This is a genomic window from Niallia tiangongensis, assembly GCF_044704065.1.
Lineage (GTDB): Bacteria > Bacillota > Bacilli > Bacillales > Cytobacillaceae > Niallia > Niallia tiangongensis.
Genome location: NZ_CP162613.1, coordinates 1,863,499 through 1,889,090 on the forward strand (window position 1 = coordinate 1,863,499; position 25,592 = coordinate 1,889,090).

The window sequence follows — 25,592 nt, forward strand, 5'->3', positions numbered from 1 at the left end:
TTGTAGATGGAATGTATTTCGTATTTCAAGAGATTATGTTAAGGTTCACCCTGTTTTTTCAAGGGGGTCTAGCCTTTCATTATCCCTAAAATGCTGTGTTGTCATTTATTATTTTCTATTCAAAAAACCAATATTCTTATAGAAAACAGCCAAAGTAATAACCAATTTATAATATACCATAGTGTATAAGAAGAATTTTATGAGAAAAATGTTGAAGTGTGTCGAGATAAAACGATAAAATACTTCTATTAAGAACGATACATTATTTTAAAATTATTTATTTAATTCCATTTTTTAGATGGATATATAGGAAAAAAGTTTGAAAAAATTGTGAACAATCGAAGAAAAATGACATTTGAAACACAATTGTAATATTCCTATTACTTAAATGACAAATTATGATGTTATACTTCTATTTGTGGCGAAAGATGTTTTATATAAAGAACTTTCGTCGAAAACAGGGTTATTGTTTGATTTACAATGTAGAGAATACTATATTATAAGAGTCTCTCTACCAATTACATCATAAACATAAAGAAGATACATAGATAAATAAATTAGAAGAATTCTACATTAGATAAATGTGCAGGGGGAAAATGGAAATGTTAAAAAAGAAACTAGTGGTACTAAATACGACGATATTACTTGGATTAGGCGCTAGCTTAACCATCCCAGGAATAAATGCTCATGCAATTCAGCCAACTAGCATTACGCAACAACAGGCATCTTTACAAAACCAAATTTCTGACGCTCAAATTAAAATTGTAGAAACGCAAGAAGAGTTAAAAAAATTAGAAGCTCAAATTAAAAGAGTAGATAAAGCAATTGAGGAAAATAAAAGTCTTATTGATGAAACAAAGGCTAAGATGAAAGCTACAGAAAAAGAAATTGATTCACTTGAGAAAAAAATAAAAGAATTGGAAGATAGAATTGAAAAGCGTAATGATGTATTAAAAGAAAGAGCACGCAGCTTCCAAGAAAATGGAGGAAATGTCGATTATATTGAAGTTTTATTCGGTGCTGCTAGCTTTAAGGAATTTGTTGACCGTGTGGGTGCTGTTGCTACAATCATGGAAGCAGATCAAGACTTAATTGCAAGCAATGAAAAAGATAAAAAAGATTTAGAAACGAAGCAAAAAGAAATAAAAGATAAATATGATGAGTTGAATAATACGAAGTTAGATCTAGAAGAAATGCAAAAGCAAAATTTAGATAAACAGAAGAAAAATGAGCAAGCAAAAAAAGATTTAAAGGCAAAAGAAACTGAAAATAAAGTGCGTAAAGCAGAATTGGAACAAAAATACGGTTCTTTACAATCTGTAGAGCCACAAATTAAAAAAATGATTCAACAAAAAGAACAAGATAACTTAAATCAATTGCTTGCTTCAACAGTTGGAACTAGTGACAGTGGAAATGCTAGTAAGAGTTCAAGTGTAAAAGCAAGCGGTGGTAAATCAAAAGCTATAACTGCAGGTTATAAATACATTGGGAATTCTACTTATAAATTTGGCGGTGGAAGAACTGCTTCAGATGTAGCAAACGGATTGTTTGATTGTTCTGGATTTGTCAGCTGGGCTTATTCACAAGCTGGATATAGCATTCCTGCAAGTACGGATGGTTTGAAAAACTCAGGAACTCGTGTGTCTACAAGTGATATGCAGCCAGGAGATTTAGTATTCTTTAACACATATAAAACAGATGGACATGTTGGAATCTATGTTGGTGGTGGCAAGTTTATTGGTTCACAAAGCTCTACTGGTGTTGCCATAGCATCAATGGATAGTGGTTATTGGAAATCTGTATTTAATGGAAGAGTTGTTCGTTTCTAATATAGTAATTTTAGGCTTTAGCCGAGAACCCTCGTGACTTCAGTCGTGAGAAGAAATATACTACTACTGCAAACAGTTGTGGTATAATAATACAAACGGGTTGCTTGGAGCCCAAACAGTATCTCTGCTTGATTTGAAGGGCAAGACATTGGTCTTGTTGTCCGCTGTAAATTCCAAAGGTTGCAAGACCTTACACGCCCGTGACTTCAGTCGTGGGTTGTTGACGAAAGCATTACTAGTGTGTTTTATCTAGTAATGCTTTTATTCTGTTTATTTCTTTAATACCCATTATTAAAAAAATATATGCATTTTTTGACTGATATATGAGTAATTTTTCGATTTTATTCCGCTTTTAACGGACTGTAAGACCCTCACCTCTTGCTTATTAGAATTCGAGGAAGATAGGTAAGAGCTCAACTACCGTTTTGCATAAAGTATCCGAAACAGCCAGCCGTACTATTTAAGCGACAGTAATATGTTAACCAATCAGTGAAATGAATAATATTTATGAAGAAAAATAGATAGCATCATTAAAAAGGGAAAATTCTTGACCAATTTAAAGAATTTATTATAAGATTTTTAATCGGAATCGTTTGGATTTATGTTGACACCTTAATAGGAAAAGTCTATTATTAAGTGTCATGTATAATAAGTATATAAAAGAAAAGGGTAGAGATGTAATTTATTTATGATTCACATAGACAAAAGAATAACTAGCTGCTACATTTATTCTTTAAATCGTAATGAATACGAAATGGTTAGATGATAGGCTTCACTTCCTCAACAGGATAAGGAAACAACTCAATATATAAGTAACTAGAGTATATACCTTGGGAAAATGGCAAAAATTATTAAAGTTTGGCTGTTTTCTAAAAGATTGTTGTTTTTTCAATAGGAAAAAGAATTAGTTGGGAAAATAGAGCAGCCGGCATACACGTAGATTCCTGTGGGATTAGCGAGAAAGTCCGAGACCCCGCAGGAACTTAATAAGTGAGAGGCTTGGCGCTCGCAACAAACTTTACGAAAAAAGCCTAAAGTTTAGTTGTGTCTAGGCAATCGATGAACAAAGGTGATATAAGATATGGCTGGATATTCTTAGAATGATTGACTTTTGTATAAACTATGGATCGAAGGCCGAATAACAAATGGAAAGGAGTAATTACTATGAAACTAGCGACAGTATCAAATATTACGTTTGGGTATGAGCATGTTCCTTCTCTTGAAGGTGTCTCTTTTGAATTAGAAAGTGGTGAGTTTGTTGGGATTACTGGTCCCAATGGTGCAAGTAAATCTACGCTATTGAAGCTATTGTTGGGATTACTAAAACCTTGGTCAGGAAGTGTGAAAATAAGCAAGCTGAATGTTAATGGAAAAAAATTAACAGTTGGTTATGTGCCACAGCAAATTTCCTCTTTTAATGTTGGGTTCCCGAGTACTGTGATAGAGCTTGTTCGCTCAGGTAGATATCAGCGTAAGAAATTTTACGAGAGACTGAAGGAAGTAGACCATGAGGCAGTGAAGAAGTCTTTAGAAATGGTTGGAATGTGGGAGTATAGAAATAAGAAAATTGGGGAGTTATCTGGAGGACAAAAACAAAAGATAGTGATTGCACGAATACTGGCGTCAGAACCAGATTTACTTGTTATGGATGAACCGACAACAGGCATGGATGCGGACAGTAGAAAAGGATTTTATGAATTTATGAAGCATCAGGTGAATGAACATAATAGAACGGTTGTCATGGTGACACATGATCAAGATGAAGTAGAAGGTTATTTAGATAAGATTATTCATATAGAGAAAGGAGAAAAAGGTGGATGGAGATGTTTGAGCTTGAATTCATGCAAAGAGCATTTTGGGCAGGTGGGCTCATTGCAATAATTGCACCAATCATAGGGATATATTTAGTCTTAAGAAGACAGGCGTTAATGGCTGATACTTTGTCCCATATTTCATTAGCAGGTGTTGCGATTGGTTTTTTCTTTCAAACAAATGTGACACTCTCTAGTCTACTTGTTGTTATAGCTGGGGCAATTGGGATTGAATATATGCGACGTGCATATCATACTTATTCGGAAGTATCGATTGCCATCTTAATGGCTGCTGGGCTATCATTCGCTTTATTTCTTATGAGCTTATCTAGTGGTGGAATGACGACAAGCATGGATCAGTATTTATTTGGAAGTATTATTACTATCAGTAAGCAGCAAGTAAATGTATTAGCAATTGTAACTGGAATCATTCTCTTATTCTTTGTTTTCTTTACTAGACAGATGTATATTATGACCTTTGATCAAGATACTGCCACAACTAGTGGTATTAATACAAGTATGCTATCTATTGCATTTAGCATTTTAACAGGTATTGCAATTTCTGTTATAATACCAACAATTGGGGTATTATTAGTTTCTGCGTTGTTGGTATTGCCTTCTGCTTTTTCGATTAAACTAGTAAAAGGTTTTAAATGGGTGTTTATCGTTGCTATTTTATTAGCGGCAGTTAGTATTTTTACGGGTTTGTTTTCATCGTATCATTTAGGAACTCCTCCTGGAGCAACGATAACACTTTTATTAGTGGTTATCCTGCTAATAGGTTTCTTAAGTCAAAAGGTTTATATGATGATTCGTCGTGCATCCAGCCAGAAAAATTATAAAAAAGTAGGATAAAAAAGAGGAGTCCATAGCTATTGTATTGTAGCTGGCTCCTCTTTTTCTCTATTTAGTTAATATCCTTTGTGGTAGTCTACTAAATTAATCGGTAGTGGTTCTTCTTTTAAATAGTAATGTGCATTCTGCAAAAATATATCCTCTATAACTCTACTGCTATAATGCTCTGTAGAACCGGATGTATGAGGAGTTATAATGACATTTTCTAAATCCCATAATGGACTTGATTGCTGTAAAGGTTCTGTTTCAAAAACGTCTAATCCTGCACCTAATATTTCTCCACTTGTTAAGGCTTCAATTAAATCTTCTTCTTTCACGATTTCTCCACGTCCGATGTTAATAAAAAATGCTGACTTTTTCATTTGTTGAAATTGTTCTTTTTGGAATAAATGGTATGTATCATCAGTTAATGGAAGGGTGACCACGACATAATCACAGATAGGAAGTACTTCAGCTAGTTGATCGGAAGTGTATAATTCATCCACATAGTCAGTCGGCTTCTGCGAGTTTCGTACACCGATGACATGCATATCAAATGCTTTCGCAATTTTAGCTGTTTCTAGCCCAATTGCCCCTACTCCGATAATGCCAATCTTTTTTTTATGGGCTTCTAATTTAATATCGGTACCATCCCATTCTTTTGTTTGCTGATTTCGTACGTATGTATGAATATTTCTTGTTAATCCTAGTAGGAGTGCGAAAATCGTTTCGGAAATAGGGTAGCTATGTACACCATTTGCGCTTGTAATAAAAATCTTTTTTTTACTTAATTGGTCTAATGGAAGGGAGTTTACACCAGCACTCCATGTTTGAATCCATTTAAGCTTATCATTTTGGATAATGGTTTCCATATCAAAACTACTTTTCCAACCAACGATTATTTCAGAATCAATCAAATGCTCTTGCCAATCATCCTGTTTTAATGCATGAATAATTTGCCATGCAGAGAATTGGGACTTAACTTTTTCCAAAAGAGAAGGATGGAGGGGGTGGGTAATTAATATTTTTCTGCTATTCATATAGGGGAACACTCCTTTATCTTTATAACTTATTATTTCTATTGTATCAAATTAAGCAACAATTGAAACTATTTTGATTTTTTTTAATAAATAAACACACATCAAGCAGAGTCAATGTGTGCAATGTTTGTCTCTTCATTTAAATTTCATTTTTTTACAGTGTCTAGAAAAGAGCAACATTTAAGTAATCCTTCTTCTTAAAAAACCACTTATTACATCAATTACTGTTACCATGACAATAATTCCAAGTAAAATTATTCCAACTCGGTCCCAATCTCTCGTACTAAGTGCAAATATAAGTGGTGTTCCTATTCCTCCTGCGCCGATTACACCTAAGATGGCAGCAGAACGAATATTTATTTCAAATCGATAAAGTGTATAGGATAAAAATCCAGGTAAAACTTGTGGTAATACGGCAAACCATAAGACTTGCAATCTATTCCCACCTGCTGCTAATAAACCTTCTGTTGGTCCCAAATCTAGATTTTCAATTTCTTCAGAGAATAATTTTCCTAACATCCCTATTGAATGTATTCCTAATGCTAGTATTCCAGCAAATGATCCAGGCCCAACTGCTTTAATAAACAAAATAGCCATGATAATTTCAGGAAAGGTGCGAATGAAGCTTAATACAAATTTCCCTGTACTAGCGATTGTTTTTCCTTTGCTCATATTATTAGCAGCCCAGAATGCGAATGGAATACAAAGAAGTGCAGATATAAATGTACCTAATATGGCAATGGCTAAAGTATCAAGCAAACCTCGTAATAAATCCTCACCATCTGGCAAATATACATATTCCCAATCGGGATGAAAAATGCCTGAAAAGATAGCTTTAGAAATCTGAGCAGCACTGTCTTTAATTGAAGTTATTGGTAAATCAGAGAAAGCCCAAATATATATAAGGACAAGCAAGATTACTAGGGTGCTATTTCTAAAATATTTCTTTTTTGGCTTTGTTATTTCTTTTATTGTTTGACTCATAACAGTTTCTCCCGTAATTTTGTACTACAATAATCGATAAATAAAACAACTATTAAAGTAAGAATGATAATAGAAGATGCTCGATCATATTGTAAAAAGTTAAGTGTACGATCATAATATTCACCAATTCCACCGGCACCGACTAATCCTAAAATTGCTGCAGCACGTATGTTTACCTCAAATGTATATAACACATAGGAAGTAAAAGAAGCTGTAACTTGGGGAACGACACCAAAGAAAATCCATTGGATTTTGTTGGCACCTGCAGCAGTCATTCCTTCCAGTGGGCCAGAATCAATCGATTCAATCGATTCATACAAAAGCTTTGCAAGTAAGCCAATTGAAAAAATAGTTAGTGCAATAATCCCTGGTAATGACCCAATCCCAAATATAGCAACAAAGATGGAAGCAAGTAATAGGTCGGGAATGGTCCTAATCAAATTTAATATCATTCGAAAAGGGTAAAAAATATGCGCCGACTTTACAATATTACTTGCACAAAAAATTGCAAGAGGGATCGCTATAATAGCACCAAAGGTAGTGCCAATAATGGCCATTCGTATTGTTTCTAACAATGGCTCGATAATTTTTTGGAAATATTGCCAATCAGGTGGTATCATCTGTACGAGTACATCGAATATATTGGGAAAGCCTTGAATCAATTCGGTAAGACTTGCATCTGTCTTATAAGCACTCCACCATAATAAAACAATGAGAAGTAATATCGTAAAAATCGATTTTGTTTTAGCTGGTGGAGTTGGCTTATTTATTAATGGTTGTTTGTTTTCTTTCTCATTCATAGGGTCTCACCTAATAATTCATCTTTTTTAATTTCACGTCCGTATATTTGTTTGAACACCTCATCTGTTGCCTCTTCAACTGGACCGTCAAATACTACTTCTCCTGCACGAAGACCGATAATTCGTGTTGCATATTGACGAGCGAGGTCAATGAAGTGTAAATTCACGATAGTTGTAATTCCATCTTCTTCATTAATTCGTTTCAAATCATCCATAACTTGTTTTGTAGTTAGCGGGTCAAGGGAGGCTACAGGCTCGTCTGCTAAGATAATATCAGCTTCCTGTGCTAATGCGCGTGCAATCGATACACGTTGCTGCTGTCCACCAGAGAGTTCATCTGCACGGGAATATGCTTTTTCTAATATATTGACTCGCTCTAATGCAAGAAGACACAGATCTATATCTTGTTTCGGAAAAAGTCCAAAAATGGTTCTTAAAGAACCGTGATAACCAACTCGTCCAGATAGAACGTTGCGGAGAACGGTTGAACGTTTGAGAAGATTAAAATTTTGAAAAATCATGCCAATATTTCTACGAAAACCTCTTAATTCGGAACCTTTTGCTGAGGTAATAGACTTTTCGTTAATAAGAATATCTCCTTCGCTTATTTCATGAAGGCGGTTGATTGATCGGAGAAAAGTAGATTTTCCTGCACCAGAAAGACCAACAATGACAACAAATTCTCCTTTGTTAATCGTAATATTAATGTTATTCAATCCCTTTGTACCATTTGGATAAATTTTTGTTACCTTTTTAAACTGTATCAATTTTTTACCAACTTTCTAAAAATATTGAAAAAGAAAGGAGTTTGTACATAAATCCATACTTCTTTTTCCTAGTAAAAGTCGGATTGAAGATACTGTAATCCGGCACTTACTAGAAAAAAGTCCAACCATTTAGAATTTAAATGGTTGGCATAGCTGCTTTATTCTGTAACTTTTTCGTTATATTCTCGAACAATATCAAATTTACTATCTTCTGATACAACATATCCTTCATGTGTGTATATGTCTCTGATAATTTGATGTCCCTCATCACTTTTGCCAATCACAATAAATGCATCTTGAAGTTTCTTTCTCCATTCTTCACTCATATCGGAGCGGACAGAGATTGTGTCATTTGGAATATTTTCTGTAAACTCAAGTACCTTTGTATCTTCGAAAACAGTTGGGTAATCTGCTTTAACGATATTACGAGCATCTTGAAATACTACAGCAGCATCTACATCACCATTTAATAACGCGATAACAGCTTGGTCATGTCCTTTTACTGTAACTGTATCTACATCTCCAGGAACATTAATGTCATTTTCCATTAGTTTTCCAACTGGCCATACATAACCAGCAGAAGAGGTAACATCTTGAGTTGCGATTTTCTTCCCTTTTAAATCAGCTACTGTTTTAATATCAGAATCTGCCTTTACGATGAATATACTTTTATAAAAATCTACTAATTCATCATTTTCACTTCCATCATCATTAATCCCAAAGCGTTGTGCTTGAAGGATGACATCAGCAGATCCTTTATCATGTGCAAGAACATATGCCGTTGGAGGTAAAAAACCAACATCAATTTTTTTGGAATCCATTGCTTCAATAATCGTGTTATAGTTAGTGGATACACTCACTTTAACAGGAATTCCTAGCTCATCAGATAGCAGGCCTTCTAATGGCTTAGCTTTTGCTTCTAAAGTATCTGCGTTAGAAGATGGCACGAATTGTACGGTTAATTCCTTTGGTTCATAACCATCTCCATTGCTTGTCGTTTTTTCCTCTGATCCACAAGCAGAAAGAATCCCTGTAGCTAATGTAAGGGAAAGTCCTAGTGTAGCTAATTTTTTAAACATTGTTAAACCTCCGAATGTTATTAATGTGTTACTGTAAAAATATATAATAGATTTATCATATTTGAAGAGGGGTTAATGTAAAAAATTGCGAAGTTTAAGTAAAGATGATTATTTGTTTCTCTAAATGAATTAATAGAATGAAACTTGAAGAGAAATAAAAGAATTATAGGTAGTTATTAAAGAATGAACTTGCTATAATAAAAATGCTTAACTAGATATTTATGGATATTAATGGGATTTTGACATAGGGGAATAAAGTGAAGATTTGATTGGCGAAGCTCTTACTCGTGTATGCATGATAGTCGGAAATTTAGATATAGGAGATGAAATCTTGAATACAGAAGTAACTATTTTATTAACCAGTGATGTACATGGAAATATATTTCCACTGAACTATGGGAATAATGCGCCATCTGCTGTTGGACTAGGAAGAATTGCTACTGTTATAGCAAAGGAAAGAGCAAAGAATCCGAATACGATTATTATAGACAATGGTGATTTAATACAAGGTACACCGTTAACTTACCATTATGTGAATTTTTTAGCAGATAAAAAAAATCCATTGATAACAATCTTAAATCAATTAAAGTACGATGGTGCTGTTATTGGAAATCATGAATTCAATTATGGTTTAAATATTTTAAAAAGTGCTGTAAAGGAATCAAATTTTCCTTGGCTTTGTGGGAATATTGTAGAAGAAAAAACGAATCAGCCGTTTTTAGGTACCCCTTATTTGATTAAAAGAATAAATGGCTTTAAGATTGCAATCCTAGGTGTGACAACTCACTATATTCCGAATTGGGAAAATCCCAAGAATATCGAAGGACTACAATTTAATGATGCATTCGATACTGCAAAAGTATGGGTGGATTTTATTAATAAAGAAGAACAGCCAGATGTTCTTGTCATTTCCTATCATGGTGGCTTTGAACGGAATCCTGAAACAGGTGAGCCAACAGAAGTATTAACTAGGGAGAATCAAGGATATAGCATTTGCAAACAGATAGATGGTGTTGATGTGCTATTAACTGGCCATCAGCATCGAGAAATAACTGGTAATATAAACGGAACAGAAATTATACAACCAAGCAATAATGGGAAGTTCGTAGGCAAAATAACATTGGTTCTTGATGAGAACGGAGAGGTAATAAAGAAAGGCTCCGAATTATTACCAGTAGCAGATGTGGAGGCAGACGAAGAAATCCTTATGTTGGCAAAAAAATATGAAGAGAGTACGCAAAAATGGTTGGATACGCCAATCGGACATATTGATGGAGATATGCTGGTAAAAGATCCAATGGAGATTCGCTTAGCGGATAGTCCGCTCATTGAATTTATTAATAAAGTGCAAATGGAAGCTGCGAATGTAAAAATCAGTAATACCGCACTCTTTAATAATGAATCCCCTGGCTTTAAACCAAATGTAACAATGAGGGACATTGTTTCCAATTATATTTATCCTAATACATTTAAAGTACTAGCTTTAAATGGGAAAGATATTCGTGCAGCACTTGAGCAAAGCGCTAAATACTTTGCCTTAGACGAGGAAGGCAAACCAATAGTTAATCCTTCGTTTGTTTATCCTAAGCCACAGCATTACAACTATGATATGTGGGAAGGGATTGAATATACCCTTGATTTAACAAAACCGATTGGACAAAGAGTCATACAGCTAGATTTTGAAGGCGAACCAATAAAAGAAGAAGCTATTTATGAAGTAGTAATGAATAATTATCGGGCTGGGGGCGGCGGTGATTTCTTTATGTTTAAGAATAAGCCGGTTGTCCGAGAGATTCAATTTGATGCTTCTGAATTACTTGCAAATTATATAATGAAGCGAAAAATCGTCCCTGCCACCTGTAATCATAATTGGAAAGTTATTTGGTGATTGTATTTAGAACAGGAAACAAGTCTGTATGGTAAGAATAGTCAGCTATTGTCGAGAGAATCTATATGGTTCTATCGATAATAGCTGATTTTTTCTAAACTATTTTTCAGAAAAGTTAATTGACAAGTTCTTTTATTTCATTTTTAATATTGTTAATATTAAAAAAAAGAAGTGTCAGGGGATGAAAATGTTGAGTAAACCGATAATAGGAATAACAGGTGCTTATATATTTAAAAATAAATTTATGGAAGGTACATACGTCCATCATGACTATCAAAAATCAATTGCGGCGAATGGTGGATTGCCGATCATTCTTCCATTTGTGGAGGAGAATCTAGCAGTGGAAATGGTGGATCTATGTGATGCCGTTATTTTAAGTGGTGGGGAGGATATAGATCCTATTACGTTTGGGGAAGATCCACATCAAAAAATCGGGGATACAATTCTACTGCGGGATAAAGTGGAATTAAATGTCATTAAAAGAGCGATGGAGACAAATAAACCGATACTGGCAATATGTAGGGGGATTCAAATATTAAATGTAGCTTTAGGGGGAACACTAATCCAAGATATTCCTTCTCAAGTGAAAGATAGTATTAAACATACTCAATCCGTGAATAGAAGCTGGGATACCCATTTTATAACCATTAAAGAAGATAGTCAATTAGCATCTATAATGGGGGAAACCAAAACAAGAGTAAATAGCCTTCATCATCAAGCTATTGATATATTAGCGAAGGATTTAGAAGTGGTTGCAACGAGCAAGGATGGCATAATTGAAGCAGTCGAGCATAAAAGTTATCGTAATTTTATGTTGGGAGTGCAATGGCATCCTGAATCTATGGCATCTACTAATGAAAAAATGAATCAAATCTTTGCTGAATTTATAAAAAGTGCAAAATTTGAAAATGTTAATATGGTACAACAATGAAGCTATAAGAAAAAACAGCTATGAAAGATAGAGATAAAGGATAAAACAGAAAAAGATGAAAAAAAAAGTTAGTATTAACTCCTAAAATCAGCTAAAATAATAAGGTAAGACAATTTTTTTTAGGAGGCATAACAATGAGCGAAAAAACATTTACGGTAATTGATGAAACTGGGATTCATGCAAGACCAGCAACATTATTAGTAAGCACTGCTAGTAAATTCAAATCTGATATGCAAATCTCATTCAAAGGAAAATCTGTGAACTTAAAGTCTATTATGGGCGTAATGTCACTAGGTGTACCAAAGGGTGGAGAAATTACTATTTCTGCAACTGGTGAAGATGAAGTAGAAGCAGTAGAAGGTGTAGAAACTGTCCTTAAAAAAGAAGGATTAGTTGGTTAATCTTTATGCTTCAATGACCCTCTGAAATGGGGGTCACTCTCATTTTTTTTGTTTTGTGATTAAAGCGTTTACATTTTAGCTTCAGCAAAAAAAGATCTGACTTTTGAATGTCTAGACAACAAAAGTCAGATCTTTTTTGCCTTTTCACTAATAAATTAGCACATTTTTAGGGATGCGCTTGTTTCTATATATTCTTTGCCTCCTATTTCTCACTGTACATATTATGAGAATTTTTAGTAAAATAAAAAGGGAATAGGGGGATTGGCATGATCGTAAAATTAGAAGAGGTTGGCTTAAAAAGAAATGGACAGTGGATACTACAACATATTAATTGGGAGATTCAAAAAGGAGAAAATTGGATTTTATATGGTCTTAATGGTGCCGGAAAGACAGCTTTGCTAAATATGATTTGTGCCTATTATCATCCAACAGTAGGTAAGATGGAAGTACTAGGAAAAGTTTTCGGGAAATCTGAATTAGGGGGAGCGTTAAGAAGAAGAATTGGTTTAGTATCGAATCGACTGCAACAAAATTTATATGAATCAGACAGTGCCTTTGAAATCGTGCTCAGTGGTGCCCATGCGTCGATTGGTTTATATGAGTCACCGACAACTGAAATTAGGAATCGAGCTATTGATATAATGCAGCAGTTAGGTAGTTTGGAATATGCTGACAGACCATATAATAGTTTGTCTCAAGGAGAGAGACAAAGGGTACTTATTGGAAGAGCATTAATGCTGAACCCAGAGCTTATTATATTAGATGAACCAGCAACTGGCTTAGATTTTTTGGCAAGAGAACAATTATTGGACACCATTTCACAAATAGTAAGCGAGGACACCAGCATCATTTATGTTACACATCATGTGGAGGAGATTTTACCGGTTTTTTCCCACTCTTTTCTTCTGAAAAAAGGCGAGGAATTTTCATCCGGCTATACAAAGGATATATTAACGAGTAAAAATATGAGTAGCTTTTTTTCGTTACCAGTTGAAGTTATTTGGAAAAATGAACGGCCACTATTGGCTAGAAAGAGCTCACTGATAGAAAATTAGGCAAAGGAGAGAATAGATAGTGGCTTATAAAATTGTATTTATTGATATTGATGGAACTTTAGTGAATGAGGAGAAAAAAATACCTCACGATGCAAAATTGGCAATTAAGGAGTTAAAGAAACGCAATATTCCCATCGTTTTAGCAACAGGAAGAGCACCGTATTTCTTTGCAGATATATTAACAGAGCTAAATTTATCATCCTATATCTCTTTTAACGGCTCATATGTTGTACACGAGAAAGAGGAAATATATAAAAAACCCATTCCGATAGAGACGCTAGAGGAACTAGAACAAATTGCTTTGAAAAATAATCAGCCGCTAGTATTTCAAGGAAGTAAAGAATGCTGTGCAAATCATCAAGAGCATGCTCATATTATTGAATCCTTTCAGTCATTGAAATTAAATGCACCATCCTATCGAAAAGATTTCTGGAAGGAAGCAGATATCTATCAATGCTTGCTTTTCTGTGAAGAAAAAGAAGAAAAATTATATGAAGAAACATTTTCAACTATTCAATTTGTACGTTGGCATCCTTTATCAATGGATGTGATCCCGACTGGTGGGTCAAAGGCAGAAGGGATAGCAGAAATTCTAAACATATTAAATATCGATCCACAGGATGCTGTAGCATTTGGAGATGGACTAAATGATAAAGAAATGCTCTCGTATGTAGGTATGGGGATAGCGATGGGAAATGCTCATGAAGATGTTAAGCCATTTGCGAAAAAGGTTACAAAGCATGTGAATGAAGGTGGCCTATCTTACGGCTTGCAAGAAATTGGTCTTATCTAATGCTGGAGAAATATTTGTATACATAGAAGAAAAGCTGTCAAAAGCCAGTTTCATGGTCTTTTGACAGTTTGGGATAAAATGGAATATTTAATCTTTCCAATCTTCATACACTACAACTCCACCTGATAAATCGATGGTATTGCGTTCCCCTTTATAAAGAAGTTTGTCATCTTCTTTCACGATTAGGTTTTCATAGGTAAATACCTTTTTTCCATTTGGTAAAGTGATAACTACTTTTTCCCCGAATTCTTCTTTACCTGTTCTAGGCTCACTAGCAAAATATTTATCTGAGAAAATATAGCCTCCAAAGAGTGTAGTTAAGAGTAGGATGGAACCTAAAAAATAGATAATTTTTTTGCCAATACTATTTTTCTTTTCGTCGTGTTTTTCCGTACGATTCATATGCGCCTCCACAATATCACCTTTTCGTTAAGATTAATTGCTCAAACGGTAACAATGGCATATATAATAATAGGTTGATATATATGAAATTCCCTCTAAATTAAGATATGAAACAAAATCATAAAGATGACGAAAATTTGTATGTTAAGTAGTTTTTCCTCTTTTTGATGTAGCTCGTTGTTAGGGAAAGAAAAAAGGCGATGGGGCTGTTCTTTATTTCGTTTTGTACGTTCTTTATAATATGTACACATGAGGCATACTGAATATTGAAAGGGAAATTGAATAGGTTGAATTTGTTTTTTAAATGATTATAAATATTCCTGAAACCTTTTTTATTTCTATTCGTATATTTGATAAGAAATAAAATGAAGGAGGAATGATTAGGTGACCACATAATAACATTAAAAATATGGAAAGCGAATGATGTTTATGGAAATATTCGGCTTTGATCTTCCTACCATTTATTTAACTGTATTAATTGGATCGGGAATATGCGTCATTTTAACATTGTTACTATCAGATTTATTTGGTGGAGATATTGGTGTTTTCAATCCCACTTTAATCCTTGCTTTTTTTACGATATTAGCAGCATGTGGCTATTTGATGGAGAAGTATTCCAATATCAATAGTATTATGGTTCTATCCATTTCAGCAGTAATTGCACTTATTATTTCGAGCTGTTTACACTTTTTTGTTTTTATCCCACTTGCCAATGCAGAAGAATCCTTGGTTTACAATGATGAATCATTGAAAGGCAGAATTGGCAAAGTGATTACTGCTATTCCGAAAGATGGATATGGAGAAATTTTAATTGAGAGTATTAGTGGTAATATCCCAAAGACCGCAGCAAGCTTTTATAATGAAGAAATTGGGTTTGGTGAGGAAACGGTTGTAGTAGAGATTAAAGAGAATGTTGCTTATGTAGTACGTAATAACGGAATTTAGCAAAGTTAATAAGAGGGGGAAAAATGGATGCAAATGGAGATTTGGATTGTAATAGGAATTGTAGCAATTTTACTAATTACACTTATTAGTATATTTATGGCAAAGTATAAAACAGCAGGACCTGATGAAGCACTAATTGTAACAGGAAGCTATTTAGGGACAAAAAATGTTCATGTCGATGAATCTGGAAATAAAATTAAGATAATTAGAGGTGGGGGGGCATTTATTCTTCCTGTTTTCCAACAATCAGAGCCGTTAAGCTTATTATCTAGCAAATTAGATGTTTCTACACCTGAAGTATATACGGAGCAAGGTGTTCCAGTAATGGCGGATGGTACAGCAATTATTAAAATTGGTGGTTCTATTGGGGAAATCGCAACAGCTGCTGAACAGTTTTTAGGAAAAACAAAACAGGATCGCGAAAACGAAGCTAGAGAAGTATTAGAAGGACATTTACGTTCCATTCTTGGTAGTATGACAGTAGAGGAAATTTATAAAAATAGAGATAAGTTTTCACAAGAAGTGCAAAGAGTCGCTTCTCATGACTTGGCAAAAATGGGTCTCATCATTGTCTCCTTTACCATTAAAGATGTAAGAGATAAAAATGGATACTTAGAATCACTTGGTAAACCGCGAATTGCGCAAGTAAAACGTGATGCAAATATTGCTACTGCAGAAGCAGACAAAGAAACAAGAATCAAAAAAGCGGAAGCGGATAAGGAAGCTAAAAAGGCAGAATTAGAAAGAGCTACGGAAATTGCCGAAGCAGAAAAAGAAAATCAGATGAAAATTGCTGATTATAGAAGAGATCAAGATATTGCAAAAGCACGCGCTGACCAAGCGTATGATTTAGAAAGTGCTCGTTCTAAGCAAGAAGTTACCGAACAAGAAATGCAAATTAAGATTATTGAAAGACAGAAACAAATTGAATTAGAAGAAAAAGAAATTTTAAGAAGAGAAAAGCAGTATGATTCAGAGGTTAAAAAGAAAGCAGATGCAGACCGCTATGCAATGGAACAGGCAGCTGAGGCAAATAAACGTCGTGAAATTGCCGAAGCGGATGCTAACCAATATCGTATTGAGTCACAAGCGAAAGCGGAGGCAGAAAAAGTACGTGTAGACGGTTTAGCGAAAGCGGAAGCGGAAAAAGCAAAAGGGGAAACGGAAGCAGAAATCATTCGCTTAAAAGGTTTGGCAGAAGCGGAAGCGAAACGAAAGATTGCTGAAGCATATGCGCAATACGGTCAAGCGGCAATCTTAGATATGGTGCTTGAAATGTTACCTGAATATGCAAAACAAGTGGCTAGCCCATTAGCGAATATTGATAAGATCACAGTTGTTGATACAGGAAGTGATGGCAGTAATGGTGGAGCCAATAAAGTTACTGGCTATGCGACAAACCTAATGTCAACAATGCAAGAATCTTTAAAGGCTTCAGCTGGAATTGATGTCAAAGAGTTACTGGAGAATTTATCTGGTAAAGGGAATATTCGTCAGAGTATTAATGAGTTGAATGATAATTTAAGTAATAAAACAGAACAATAAAGAGAGGCTGGGACATAAGTATTCCAGTTGTGGATAAACACGAACAATCATACGATGGTTATATATGATTGTTCGTGTTTATTGTTAATTTTATAAAAGACTGTTTCAGTAAATTTGGTGGTATTACCTGCAGCCTGAATACACTTCGCTTTCCATGGGGCGAGCGCCGAGCCTTCGTCACTACATTCCTGCGGGGTCTCGGACTTTCTCGCAGCTCCCATAGGAGTCTATGTGTATTCAGGCTGCTCCGTTTTTCCAATTAATTAATTTTTTTCTATTTCGATATTAGTTTTTACTAAATATTCAGGGTGAAAAAATAGCCTTTATTTAAGAACTAAATTAGAGATTGTTCGTCTTTACAGATTGGCTATTTAGTTTTGTCCCAGCCTCTTTCGAAATTGCGTTTTATTCTTTCAAATCTTCAATGGAATCAATATCCATATAGCTTGGTACAACAAGTCCTAATTTTGTTCCTTCTAGGTTAGCACCTAGATCTTCAAATTGACCTTCGTATTTGCTTGCATAGTCTTCATGTGTAATTGGTAACCAACCAGCAATATGTGCATCTAAGCTGCCGTCAGCAACCCCAGTCCACATTGGACCTGCTTCTACTTGACTTAATGTTACATCATAGCCTAAATCTGTTAATACCTTGCCAATAACATTTGTACTTGCGATTTCGCTATCCCATGCAACATAACCGATTTTAAATTTATCTCCATCAACGCTATTAATACCGTCTGTCCATTCGCTAACTTTATCAGCATTGTCTTTGACCCAGCTTTCGGCTGCTTTTTCAGGAGACTCACCTTCATAAATATCCATCATAACAACTCCCATATCTTCTGTTGTCCAATGGAAATTATCTAATACTTCATATGCTTCTGGCATGTCTTCTTTTAGTCCATTACGTGCAATGGAATGAATGTTTTCATCTTCACCAAATGAGCCTTTTGGATCTTCTAAGTATTTCAGATCATATGCAGCGAACATCCAATGTGGAGTCCAGCCTGTTACAATGATTGGTTCTTCTTTATCATATGCTTTTTTTAGCGCTGCAGTCATCGCTGCACTTGAGCCTTCTACTAAAGTCCAATCGCTTAATTCATAATCACTAATTGCTTGGTTCGTTGCTTTCATTAATCCAGCTCCAGGATCGATTCCGATAATTTCATAATCTACCTTTTCGCCAATTGTAGCATTTTCGTTATCTACACTGTTAGAACCACAGGCAGCTAACCCTAAAGTAAGTGTGATTGCTCCTAGTAAACTAGTCATTTTTTTCATATTAATTTGCCCCCTTTTTTTTTGTGCCCACATTCTGGGTAATTCTATCTAAAATGATTGCAAGAACTACAATGGATATACCGGCTTCAAACCCACGGCCAATTTGAATCTGGGTTACAGCACGATAAACATCTGCACCAAGTCCAGGTGCACCAACCATTGCAGCAATAACTACCATTGATAGCGCAAGCATAATACTTTGATTAATACCAGCTAATATTGTTGGCATTGCAAGTGGTAATTGAACTTTTAATAATTTTTGAGATGTAGTACTACCGAAACTTTCTGTAGCTTCTGTAATATCACTTGGAACCTGTTGGATACCAAGAATTGTTAACCGTATAGTAGGCGGCATTGCAAAAATTACAGATGCGACAACTCCTGGCACTACCCCAATACTAAAGAAGAAGATAGCAGGAATAAGATATACAAAGGCTGGCATTGTTTGCATAAAGTCTAATATCGGGATTACAATATTGCGGACTGTACTGTTTTGAGAAGCCCATATGCCTAGCGGAATACCAATTACTATTGAGATAAATACAGCAGAAAGAACAAGGGCTAATGTATCAATCATTGGTTCCCAATAGCCTAAATTATCTACAAGTAATAAGCCTATCAGCGTAAATAGAGCAATCTTCTTATTCGCTAATTTCCAAGCTAGTAATGCTAATAAAATGATTAATAGAATAGGAGGAATGAATCCAAAGAAGGATACTATAATATTAACTACAAATTCTAATACTGCTGTAATTCCATCAAATAATACTTCAAAAGTAGTTGTAAGCCAGTCGACAAAGTAATCAATCCAATCTGCAACAGGCAGTTTAGGGAATAGATTATTCATTATGCATCCCCCCAACTAGTACGGATTCTTCCGTTTCGGGAGTATTTATAAGGTCATTATTACCAGCAAGGGCACCAATAACTGCACCTCTCACTAGAATACCCTTTAATCTATTTTGCTCATCTATTACGGCAACTGGAATGATTGCAGTGGAAACCTTATCGAATAGGTCAGATAATAATGTATCACCTGTTACAGTAATCACATCTTTTTGCAAAATGGTTTCAATTCCTTCATTTTTTTCACTCGCAATTCGTGCATCATCGGCAGTAATGGCGCCGAGAAGCTCTCTACGCTTATTTACAACATAGATACTTGAAATTCCGAGTTTCTTCATCATTTGTAATGCAACACGAGGGCCTTTTTCTATATTTACTGCCTCTGCACGTTTCATAATGTGATTTGCGGTTAATACTTTCGATAAATCAACATCTTCCACAAATCGCTCTACATAATCATTTGAAGGATTCATTAAAATTTCTTCAGGTGTTCCCACTTGTACGATGGAACCATCCTTCATTAATGCGATTCGATCACCAATTCGTAATGCCTCATCCAAATCATGTGTAATAAAAATAATTGTTTTTTCCATATTTGATTGCAAGTCTAATAACTCATCCTGCATATCTTTGCGAATTAAAGGATCGAGTGCACTAAATGCTTCATCCATTAAAAGAATATCAGGATCATTTGCTAACGCACGAGCAAGCCCAACTCTTTGTTGCATCCCCCCACTTAATTGGTCTGGATACTGGTTTTCATAACCAGATAATCCAACTAGCTTGAGTGATTCAAGAGCTTGCTCTTTTCTAGTTGCCTTATCTACACCTTGGATTTCTAAGCCGAATTCAGCATTCTCTAAGATCGTTCGATGGGGAAGCAATGCGAATTTTTGGAAGACCATACTTATTTTTTCTCTTCGAACCTTACGCAATGCTTCTTTAGACATACGCACAATGTCTTTCCCATCAATATAGATATTTCCGATGGTTGGATCAATCAGACGATTAAACATTCGGACTAATGTTGATTTACCACTTCCTGAAAGACCCATGATTACAAATATTTCTCCAGGATTTACTTCAAAGCTAGCCTTATTTACACCGACTGTTGCTCCCGTTTTTTTTAGAATATCTTTTTTTGATTCACCATTATTTAATAGCTGAATGGCTTTTTTCGTGTTTTTTCCGAAAATCTTTGTTACATTTTCGATTTTTAATTTTGCCAAACTTTCCATAATTTCACCTCTTTAATTCTAACCGCTCTTGTGTATATCGAGCCCTCACTTATTATAGTAGTTAGTTAGCTATCATTTCAAACGGTGTAATCAGTTAAAATCATTCATTCTGAACGTACAGAAAAAACTGAACGTACTGAAGCATCTAAATTCTTAATAATACGCCCATATGCTACCTTTTCCTATTATGAATGCTACTTTACTTTTTTTTCATTCATGTTAATCTATAAACAGAAAATGCATTTAGGTTATTATTGAATTCACCTTGATTATTGAAATAATCATCATTAAAATGAATAAGTAAACATAAAATATGGATGTGAATGATAAATGACGGATAGGGAGCAGTTAAATATTGCTCGAGAGAGAGTAATTGATTCTGTAGCGCAAAACATGGATCTATATGGTGTAACAGAATCGATTGGTAGATTATATGGAATGTTATTGTTCCAGCAAAATCCAATGACTCTTGACGAAATGAAAGAAGAGCTGGGGATGAGTAAAACCAGTATGAGTACATCAGTTCGAACATTGCTTGAATTAAAAATGGTAGACAAAGTATGGAGAAAAGGTGTTCGAAAAGATTTATATAAAGCGGAAGAAGATTGGTATCAATCATTTATCGATTTTTTCACGATCAAATGGAGATTAGCAATTACAGAAAATGTGTATGCAATTGAAAAGTCCATTAATGAATTAAAAGTCTTGATAGATAAAGACGATATTTCTGAAGATGTTAGGAAAGATGCGAAAAATGACTTAGAAAAATTAAATTATGCAATCAATTACTATGACTGGCTGGATCGTTTTGTAGATAGTTTGGAATCACAAGAGATATTTAATTTAGTACCGAAAAAAGAAGAAGAAAAATAAGTCTAACTTAATTTTACTAAAAGGGTGTTTTTATATAAGGTTTGATTTAAAACCTTATATAAAAACATTTTTTTTGCTCTTTTTTGATAAAAAGCCTTTTAGTACTACGCAAATTTAGTACTAAAGGAAGGGCTAATTATAAGGGAGAACTATACACTCAAAGACAACACTGGTTAAAAACCCTAAAAAATGTGCATTTGTCTATCGCACATTTTAGATTCCTGAATAGGATATATGGAATCAAAAAAAGGAGGTTTTTATTCATGGGTGAAGTAGGAGTAGGTTACGGCGGAGGTTTCGCTCTTTTAGTAGTATTGTTTATTTTATTGGTGATTATTGGTGCTTCTTGGGGTTACGGCGGATTTTAATAATCCGTAACTGAATAGAAAGTAAAAGGAGGAACTAGAATGTACGGATATGGTGGTTATGGATATCCTGGCTATGGCTATGGTGGTGTAGGTTACGGCGGAGGTTTCGCTTTAATCGTTGTTTTATTCATTCTTTTAATCATTGTAGGTGCAGCTTGCTTCAAATGGTAAAAGGTTAAAATAGTGGAGGCTGATTCGAAGAGTCAGCCTCTTTTTTTCTAGTATAGCGACAATTAAATGGAGTAAAATTTTTTCGTGTTTATCAAAAGCTGGTTGTACATATCTGGTAACTTAATCTTTTTCCATGCTGATAAATAGTGAATGGTATCGTGAATCATCGTTGGGACATTTTTTTGCTGGAGATAAGGTCCTTCGAGTGACCAAGGGCCATCTGTTTCTACCATTATATTTTCTATTGGATATTGTTTTGCAAGTTGGCGAGTTTTTTCTTTATATAATAGATCAGGAGTAAGGGAAATATAATAACCATTTGTTATCATTCGTTCGATTGTTTTAGGATTTCCTTTAAACCAGTGGAAGTGAGCCTTTGAAAAGCTATGTTTTTCAAGTAAATGAATAGCAATATCAGCTTCTTCGTAAATGCTATGTAGAATAACTGGTTTTTCTAATTTTTTTGCTAGTACAATAAATAATTCCAAAATTTCAATATAAGGTTCTAAAGAAATGGAGGCGGGGTTTTTTCTCCGTATATAATGTGGCAAGCCAACTTCACCAATTGCAGTCATACTGTTCTGATTTTTGTTAATCCATATAAATAAAGCAGTTAAGGCGTTGTCAGAAGGGACAGATTGTTCCGGGTGATAACCATATGCAGCTTTAATAAAAGCGAACTCCTGGCTCAGTTTTTCTGTTTTTTTACATGATTGTAAATCCGTTGAAACGGAGATGGCAGATTGCAATGTGTCTTCATTAGCAAAACGAAGAATATCGTCTCTACTGTACTGATCTAAATGTATATGTGCATCTATTATCTGATTCATGTTTCATCACCTTTAAGTTTTAGATAGGAAAAGGAGGAGGTAAAACTTGTATCGTCTCTACAAAGGCATTTCTTTGTCCGGAAATTAAAGCCATTATAGTCTCCATTGATTGAGATTTTCCTTCATTATAACAGAAGGAAAGAGTAGGAAACCAATTGATTACATTTTTAATAAGGAAAAGAACCTTCATTTTGAGTACTTTCATCCATTTGATAAAATGAAAGGATAAGAGGTGTGTTAGGGGGATTGTAAGATGGTTTCATTAGAACAATTAATAAAGTCTGCAAATCATTTAGTTGTATTTACAGGTGCAGGAATGTCAACAGAGAGTGGATTACCTGATTTTCGGTCAGCTAACCGTGGGTTATGGACAACAGAACAAAAGCAATACCTTTCAAGTATGAATGCCTTAAATGATCATTTACAAGAATTTATCGATTTTTATAGAAAAAGAGTACAAGGTATCCATGAATTTAAGCCTCATAAAGGACATGAGATTCTGGCTGAATGGGAAAGATAGGGGCGTTTAAAACAAATCATTACCCAAAATGTTGATGGATTTCATCAAGAAGCAGGCAGCGAAAAAGTGGCTGAGTTGCATGGAACATTAAAAAAGGTACATTGTGAAACATGTGGGAAAAGTTATCTTAGTGAAGAATATCTTCATGAAAATTACACATGCAGCTGCGGAGGCGTATTGAGACCATCTATTGTTCTCTTTGGTGAAATGCTTCCAGAACAGCCTTTTTTAGCGGCAGAAGAAGCTGCCATAAAGTCAGATGTCTTTTTAGTATTAGGTTCTTCCTTATCCGTTTCACCAGCAAATCAATTTCCATTGCTAGCAGGTGAAAAGGGAGCTAAGGTAATTATTGTGAATAAAGAACCAACAGAAATGGATGGGATTGCAGATATCGTCATTCATGAATCAATTGGCAGCGTATTAGAGGAAATAAATTCTAAGCTATAGATAACAGTACTGTTGTCGACGTATAGGATTTAAAGCTTATAGAGAATATAGAAGAAAATAGTCGAAATAAAACTAGTTTAAATACATTTAAACCCATTGCAAACTTTGATATATCGAGATAATATAAGGGAATGGACTAAATTTGAAAGCGTAAAAAGAGAGGAAAGTAACATGTCAAAGAATTTTAAACAGGATGTACTGTCTCGTCGCACCTTTGCGATTATTTCCCATCCGGATGCCGGAAAAACGACTTTAACGGAAAAACTATTACTATTCGGTGGCGCTATTAGAGATGCTGGAACAGTAAAAGGGAAGAAGACAGGAAAATATGCAACAAGTGACTGGATGGAGATAGAGAAGCAAAGAGGGATTTCCGTTACATCAAGTGTGATGCAATTCGATTATCAAGATGCACGCGTAAATATTCTGGATACACCAGGTCACCAAGATTTTAGTGAGGACACCTATCGTACCCTTACAGCAGTTGATAGTGCTGTCATGATTATTGATTCGGCAAAAGGGATAGAGGAGCAAACGTTAAAGCTATTTAAAGTTTGTAAAATGAGAGGTATCCCTATTTTTACCTTTATTAATAAATTGGACCGCCAAGGGAAAGCACCTCTTGAATTGCTTGCAGAATTGGAAGAAGTAATGGGAATAGAGTCCTATCCAATGAATTGGCCGATTGGAATGGGAAAAGAGTTCTTAGGAATATATGACCGTTTTTATAAACGTATTGAACAGTTCCGTGTAGAAGATAGTGAAAAGTATATTCCGCTGAATGAAGATGGCGAAATTGAGGGAGACCATCCAATTAAACGGGATTCCTTATATGATCAAACTTTAGAAGAGATTATGCTATTAAATGAAGCAGGAAATGAATTTTCTGAGGAGAAAATTAACAATGGGGATTTAACGCCAGTATTTTTTGGAAGTGCCTTAAGCAACTTTGGCGTTCAAACATTTTTAGAAACCTACTTGCAATTTGCTCCATCACCACAAGCAAGAAACGCTTCTATTGGTGAGATTGATCCGCTTTCTGAGGAATTTTCAGGGTTTATTTTTAAAATCCAAGCGAATATGAATCCGGCTCACCGTGACCGTATCGCATTCCTACGGATTTGTTCTGGGAAATTTGAACGAGGGATGACTGTTAACTTACCGAGAACTGGAAAACAAGTAAAGCTAGCTCAATCGACTCAATTTATGGCAGATGATCGAAGCACTGTAAATGAAGCGGTTAGCGGGGACATTATTGGTTTATATGACCCAGGTTTTTATCAAATTGGAGATACGTTAACTGTTAGTAAGATTGCATTTCAATATGAAAAATTACCACAGTTTACACCAGAGCTTTTTGTAAAGGTAACAGCAAAAAATGTAATGAAACAAAAGCATTTTCATAAAGGGATTCAGCAGCTTGTGCAAGAAGGAGCGATTCAGCTGTATAAGACCGTAAAAACAGAAGATTATCTTCTTGGAGCAGTAGGTCAATTGCAATTTGAAGTGTTCGAACATCGTATGAGAAATGAATACAATGTCGAAGTAATTATGGAACATGTAGGTTCTAAAATTGCCCGTTGGCTAGTAGATGAAGAAGTGAATGAAAATCTTTCTAGTGGAAGAAGCTTATTAGTGGAAGACCGCTTCGGCAAAAAAGCATTTTTATTTGAAAATGAATTTGCCTTAAGATGGTTCCAAGATAAAAATCCAGAAGTAAAATTATTTAATCCGATGGATGAGCAAGAATAATATAAGAAAGAGATTGTTTCAAATGGGTATCCCCTGTTTTGTTAGGGGATGTTCCATGAATGGAACAGTCTTTTTTTATTTGAAAGCAGCGATTCACTCGTCTATCTATTTAGATAGTTTCGTTAGAGATAGATTAAAATTCAAATGACTGATCAA

24 protein-coding genes and 1 pseudogene are annotated in these 25,592 nt (G+C 34.9%); 15 read left to right on the forward strand and 10 right to left on the reverse strand.

The features are described 5' to 3' along the window. Positions 1 to 602 precede the first annotated feature (602 nt). The 3 genes from AB3U99_RS08700 (at position 603) to AB3U99_RS08710 (ending at position 4,495) form a co-directional block, all read left to right on the forward strand. The gene (locus AB3U99_RS08700; RefSeq protein ID WP_400246886.1) at positions 603 to 1,829 is read left to right on the forward strand and encodes a coiled-coil domain-containing protein; all 1,227 of its coding nucleotides are present in this window, start codon (positions 603 to 605) and stop codon (positions 1,827 to 1,829) included. Positions 1,830 to 2,993: 1,164 nt separating this feature from the next. Next, positions 2,994 to 3,710 carry a metal ABC transporter ATP-binding protein gene (locus AB3U99_RS08705; RefSeq protein WP_400246887.1) on the forward strand — a complete coding sequence of 239 codons (717 nt, stop codon included), beginning with the start codon at positions 2,994 to 2,996 and terminating at the stop codon, positions 3,708 to 3,710. Continuing rightward, a complete protein-coding gene (locus AB3U99_RS08710) occupies positions 3,647 to 4,495 on the forward strand; it encodes a metal ABC transporter permease (protein WP_400246888.1) in 849 nt (282 codons plus the stop codon). Before AB3U99_RS08705 ends, AB3U99_RS08710 begins: the two co-directional genes overlap by 64 nt. A 56-nt stretch (positions 4,496 to 4,551) precedes the next feature. Here the strand turns inward: AB3U99_RS08710 and AB3U99_RS08715 are convergent, their stop codons facing one another. From AB3U99_RS08715 to AB3U99_RS08735, 5 genes are all read right to left on the reverse strand, one after another. Beyond that, the gene (locus tag AB3U99_RS08715; protein WP_400246889.1) at positions 4,552 to 5,514 is read right to left on the reverse strand and encodes a D-2-hydroxyacid dehydrogenase; all 963 of its coding nucleotides are present in this window, start codon (positions 5,512 to 5,514) and stop codon (positions 4,552 to 4,554) included. A 180-nt stretch (positions 5,515 to 5,694) separates the two neighbouring features. Then, positions 5,695 to 6,498: a phosphonate ABC transporter, permease protein PhnE gene (phnE, locus tag AB3U99_RS08720; RefSeq protein WP_400246890.1), complete on the reverse strand. Its 804-nt coding sequence runs from the start codon at positions 6,496 to 6,498 to the stop codon at positions 5,695 to 5,697. Beyond that, on the reverse strand, positions 6,495 to 7,298 hold the full coding sequence (phnE, locus tag AB3U99_RS08725; RefSeq protein ID WP_400246891.1) for a phosphonate ABC transporter, permease protein PhnE: 804 nt from the start codon (positions 7,296 to 7,298) through the stop codon (positions 6,495 to 6,497). Before phnE (AB3U99_RS08725) ends, phnE (AB3U99_RS08720) begins: the two co-directional genes overlap by 4 nt. Further along, positions 7,295 to 8,065, reverse strand: coding sequence for a phosphonate ABC transporter ATP-binding protein (gene phnC / locus AB3U99_RS08730; RefSeq protein ID WP_400246892.1), 771 nt, complete (start codon positions 8,063 to 8,065; stop codon positions 7,295 to 7,297). The genes phnE (AB3U99_RS08725) and phnC overlap by 4 nt, the downstream gene beginning before the upstream one ends. A gap of 158 nt (positions 8,066 to 8,223) precedes the next feature. Then, positions 8,224 to 9,144, reverse strand: a complete 921-nt coding sequence (locus tag AB3U99_RS08735; RefSeq protein ID WP_400246893.1) for a phosphate/phosphite/phosphonate ABC transporter substrate-binding protein — start codon at positions 9,142 to 9,144, stop codon at positions 8,224 to 8,226. A 295-nt stretch (positions 9,145 to 9,439) separates the two neighbouring features. Between AB3U99_RS08735 and AB3U99_RS08740 the strand changes: the two genes are divergently transcribed. The 5 genes from AB3U99_RS08740 to AB3U99_RS08760 all read left to right on the forward strand — a co-directional run bounded on the left by AB3U99_RS08740 (position 9,440) and on the right by AB3U99_RS08760 (position 14,212). Then, positions 9,440 to 11,032 carry a bifunctional metallophosphatase/5'-nucleotidase gene (locus tag AB3U99_RS08740; protein WP_400248009.1) on the forward strand — a complete coding sequence of 531 codons (1,593 nt, stop codon included), beginning with the start codon at positions 9,440 to 9,442 and terminating at the stop codon, positions 11,030 to 11,032. Positions 11,033 to 11,219: 187 nt separating this feature from the next. Continuing rightward, complete coding sequence (locus AB3U99_RS08745; RefSeq protein ID WP_400246894.1) at positions 11,220 to 11,963, forward strand: gamma-glutamyl-gamma-aminobutyrate hydrolase family protein; 744 nt, start codon at positions 11,220 to 11,222, stop codon at positions 11,961 to 11,963. A gap of 134 nt (positions 11,964 to 12,097) precedes the next feature. Beyond that, positions 12,098 to 12,364 (forward strand): phosphocarrier protein HPr, encoded by a 267-nt coding sequence (locus AB3U99_RS08750; protein ID WP_400246895.1) that lies wholly within the window; start codon positions 12,098 to 12,100, stop codon positions 12,362 to 12,364. Positions 12,365 to 12,630: 266 nt separating this feature from the next. After that, a complete protein-coding gene (locus AB3U99_RS08755; RefSeq protein WP_400246896.1) occupies positions 12,631 to 13,419 on the forward strand; it encodes an ABC transporter ATP-binding protein in 789 nt (262 codons plus the stop codon). Positions 13,420 to 13,438: 19 nt separating this feature from the next. Next, on the forward strand, positions 13,439 to 14,212 hold the full coding sequence (locus tag AB3U99_RS08760) for a Cof-type HAD-IIB family hydrolase (protein ID WP_400246897.1): 774 nt from the start codon (positions 13,439 to 13,441) through the stop codon (positions 14,210 to 14,212). Between the two features lie 87 nt (positions 14,213 to 14,299). On the opposite strand, the gene AB3U99_RS08765 is transcribed toward AB3U99_RS08760, so the two are convergent. After that, entirely contained in the window at positions 14,300 to 14,614 is a 315-nt protein-coding gene (locus AB3U99_RS08765; RefSeq protein WP_400246898.1) for a hypothetical protein, read from the reverse strand. Between the two features lie 420 nt (positions 14,615 to 15,034). On the opposite strand from AB3U99_RS08765, the gene AB3U99_RS08770 reads away from it, so the two are divergent. Then, positions 15,035 to 15,559 carry a hypothetical protein gene (locus AB3U99_RS08770; RefSeq protein ID WP_400246900.1) on the forward strand — a complete coding sequence of 175 codons (525 nt, stop codon included), beginning with the start codon at positions 15,035 to 15,037 and terminating at the stop codon, positions 15,557 to 15,559. Between the two features lie 27 nt (positions 15,560 to 15,586). Further along, the gene (locus AB3U99_RS08775) at positions 15,587 to 17,104 is read left to right on the forward strand and encodes an SPFH domain-containing protein (RefSeq protein ID WP_400246901.1); all 1,518 of its coding nucleotides are present in this window, start codon (positions 15,587 to 15,589) and stop codon (positions 17,102 to 17,104) included. 405 nt (positions 17,105 to 17,509) lie between these two features. On the opposite strand, the gene AB3U99_RS08780 is transcribed toward AB3U99_RS08775, so the two are convergent. From AB3U99_RS08780 to AB3U99_RS08790, 3 genes are read right to left on the reverse strand one after another with little or no spacing between them, the layout of a single operon-like run. After that, positions 17,510 to 18,391 (reverse strand): glycine betaine ABC transporter substrate-binding protein, encoded by an 882-nt coding sequence (locus tag AB3U99_RS08780; RefSeq protein ID WP_400246903.1) that lies wholly within the window; start codon positions 18,389 to 18,391, stop codon positions 17,510 to 17,512. Between the two features lies 1 nt (position 18,392). Beyond that, a complete protein-coding gene (locus tag AB3U99_RS08785; RefSeq protein WP_400246905.1) occupies positions 18,393 to 19,238 on the reverse strand; it encodes an ABC transporter permease in 846 nt (281 codons plus the stop codon). Continuing rightward, positions 19,231 to 20,475 carry a glycine betaine/L-proline ABC transporter ATP-binding protein gene (locus tag AB3U99_RS08790; protein ID WP_400246907.1) on the reverse strand — a complete coding sequence of 415 codons (1,245 nt, stop codon included), beginning with the start codon at positions 20,473 to 20,475 and terminating at the stop codon, positions 19,231 to 19,233. Before AB3U99_RS08790 ends, AB3U99_RS08785 begins: the two co-directional genes overlap by 8 nt. A 330-nt stretch (positions 20,476 to 20,805) precedes the next feature. Between AB3U99_RS08790 and AB3U99_RS08795 the strand changes: the two genes are divergently transcribed. From AB3U99_RS08795 to AB3U99_RS08805, 3 genes are all read left to right on the forward strand, one after another. Further along, complete coding sequence (locus AB3U99_RS08795; RefSeq protein ID WP_400246909.1) at positions 20,806 to 21,348, forward strand: GbsR/MarR family transcriptional regulator; 543 nt, start codon at positions 20,806 to 20,808, stop codon at positions 21,346 to 21,348. A gap of 263 nt (positions 21,349 to 21,611) precedes the next feature. After that, complete coding sequence (locus AB3U99_RS08800; protein ID WP_081836530.1) at positions 21,612 to 21,716, forward strand: YjcZ family sporulation protein; 105 nt, start codon at positions 21,612 to 21,614, stop codon at positions 21,714 to 21,716. A gap of 39 nt (positions 21,717 to 21,755) precedes the next feature. Next, complete coding sequence (locus AB3U99_RS08805) at positions 21,756 to 21,887, forward strand: YjcZ family sporulation protein (RefSeq protein WP_400246912.1); 132 nt, start codon at positions 21,756 to 21,758, stop codon at positions 21,885 to 21,887. 62 nt (positions 21,888 to 21,949) lie between these two features. On the opposite strand, the gene AB3U99_RS08810 is transcribed toward AB3U99_RS08805, so the two are convergent. Continuing rightward, on the reverse strand, positions 21,950 to 22,717 hold the full coding sequence (locus tag AB3U99_RS08810; protein WP_400246913.1) for a TatD family hydrolase: 768 nt from the start codon (positions 22,715 to 22,717) through the stop codon (positions 21,950 to 21,952). Between the two features lie 253 nt (positions 22,718 to 22,970). Here AB3U99_RS08810 and AB3U99_RS08815 point away from each other — a divergent pair. Together AB3U99_RS08815 and AB3U99_RS08820 are read left to right on the forward strand one after the other, a co-directional pair. Then, a pseudogene (locus AB3U99_RS08815) lies at positions 22,971 to 23,684 on the forward strand (NAD-dependent protein deacylase). 171 nt (positions 23,685 to 23,855) lie between these two features. After that, positions 23,856 to 25,436 carry a peptide chain release factor 3 gene (locus AB3U99_RS08820; protein ID WP_400246915.1) on the forward strand — a complete coding sequence of 527 codons (1,581 nt, stop codon included), beginning with the start codon at positions 23,856 to 23,858 and terminating at the stop codon, positions 25,434 to 25,436. Positions 25,437 to 25,592: the final 156 nt, after the last annotated feature.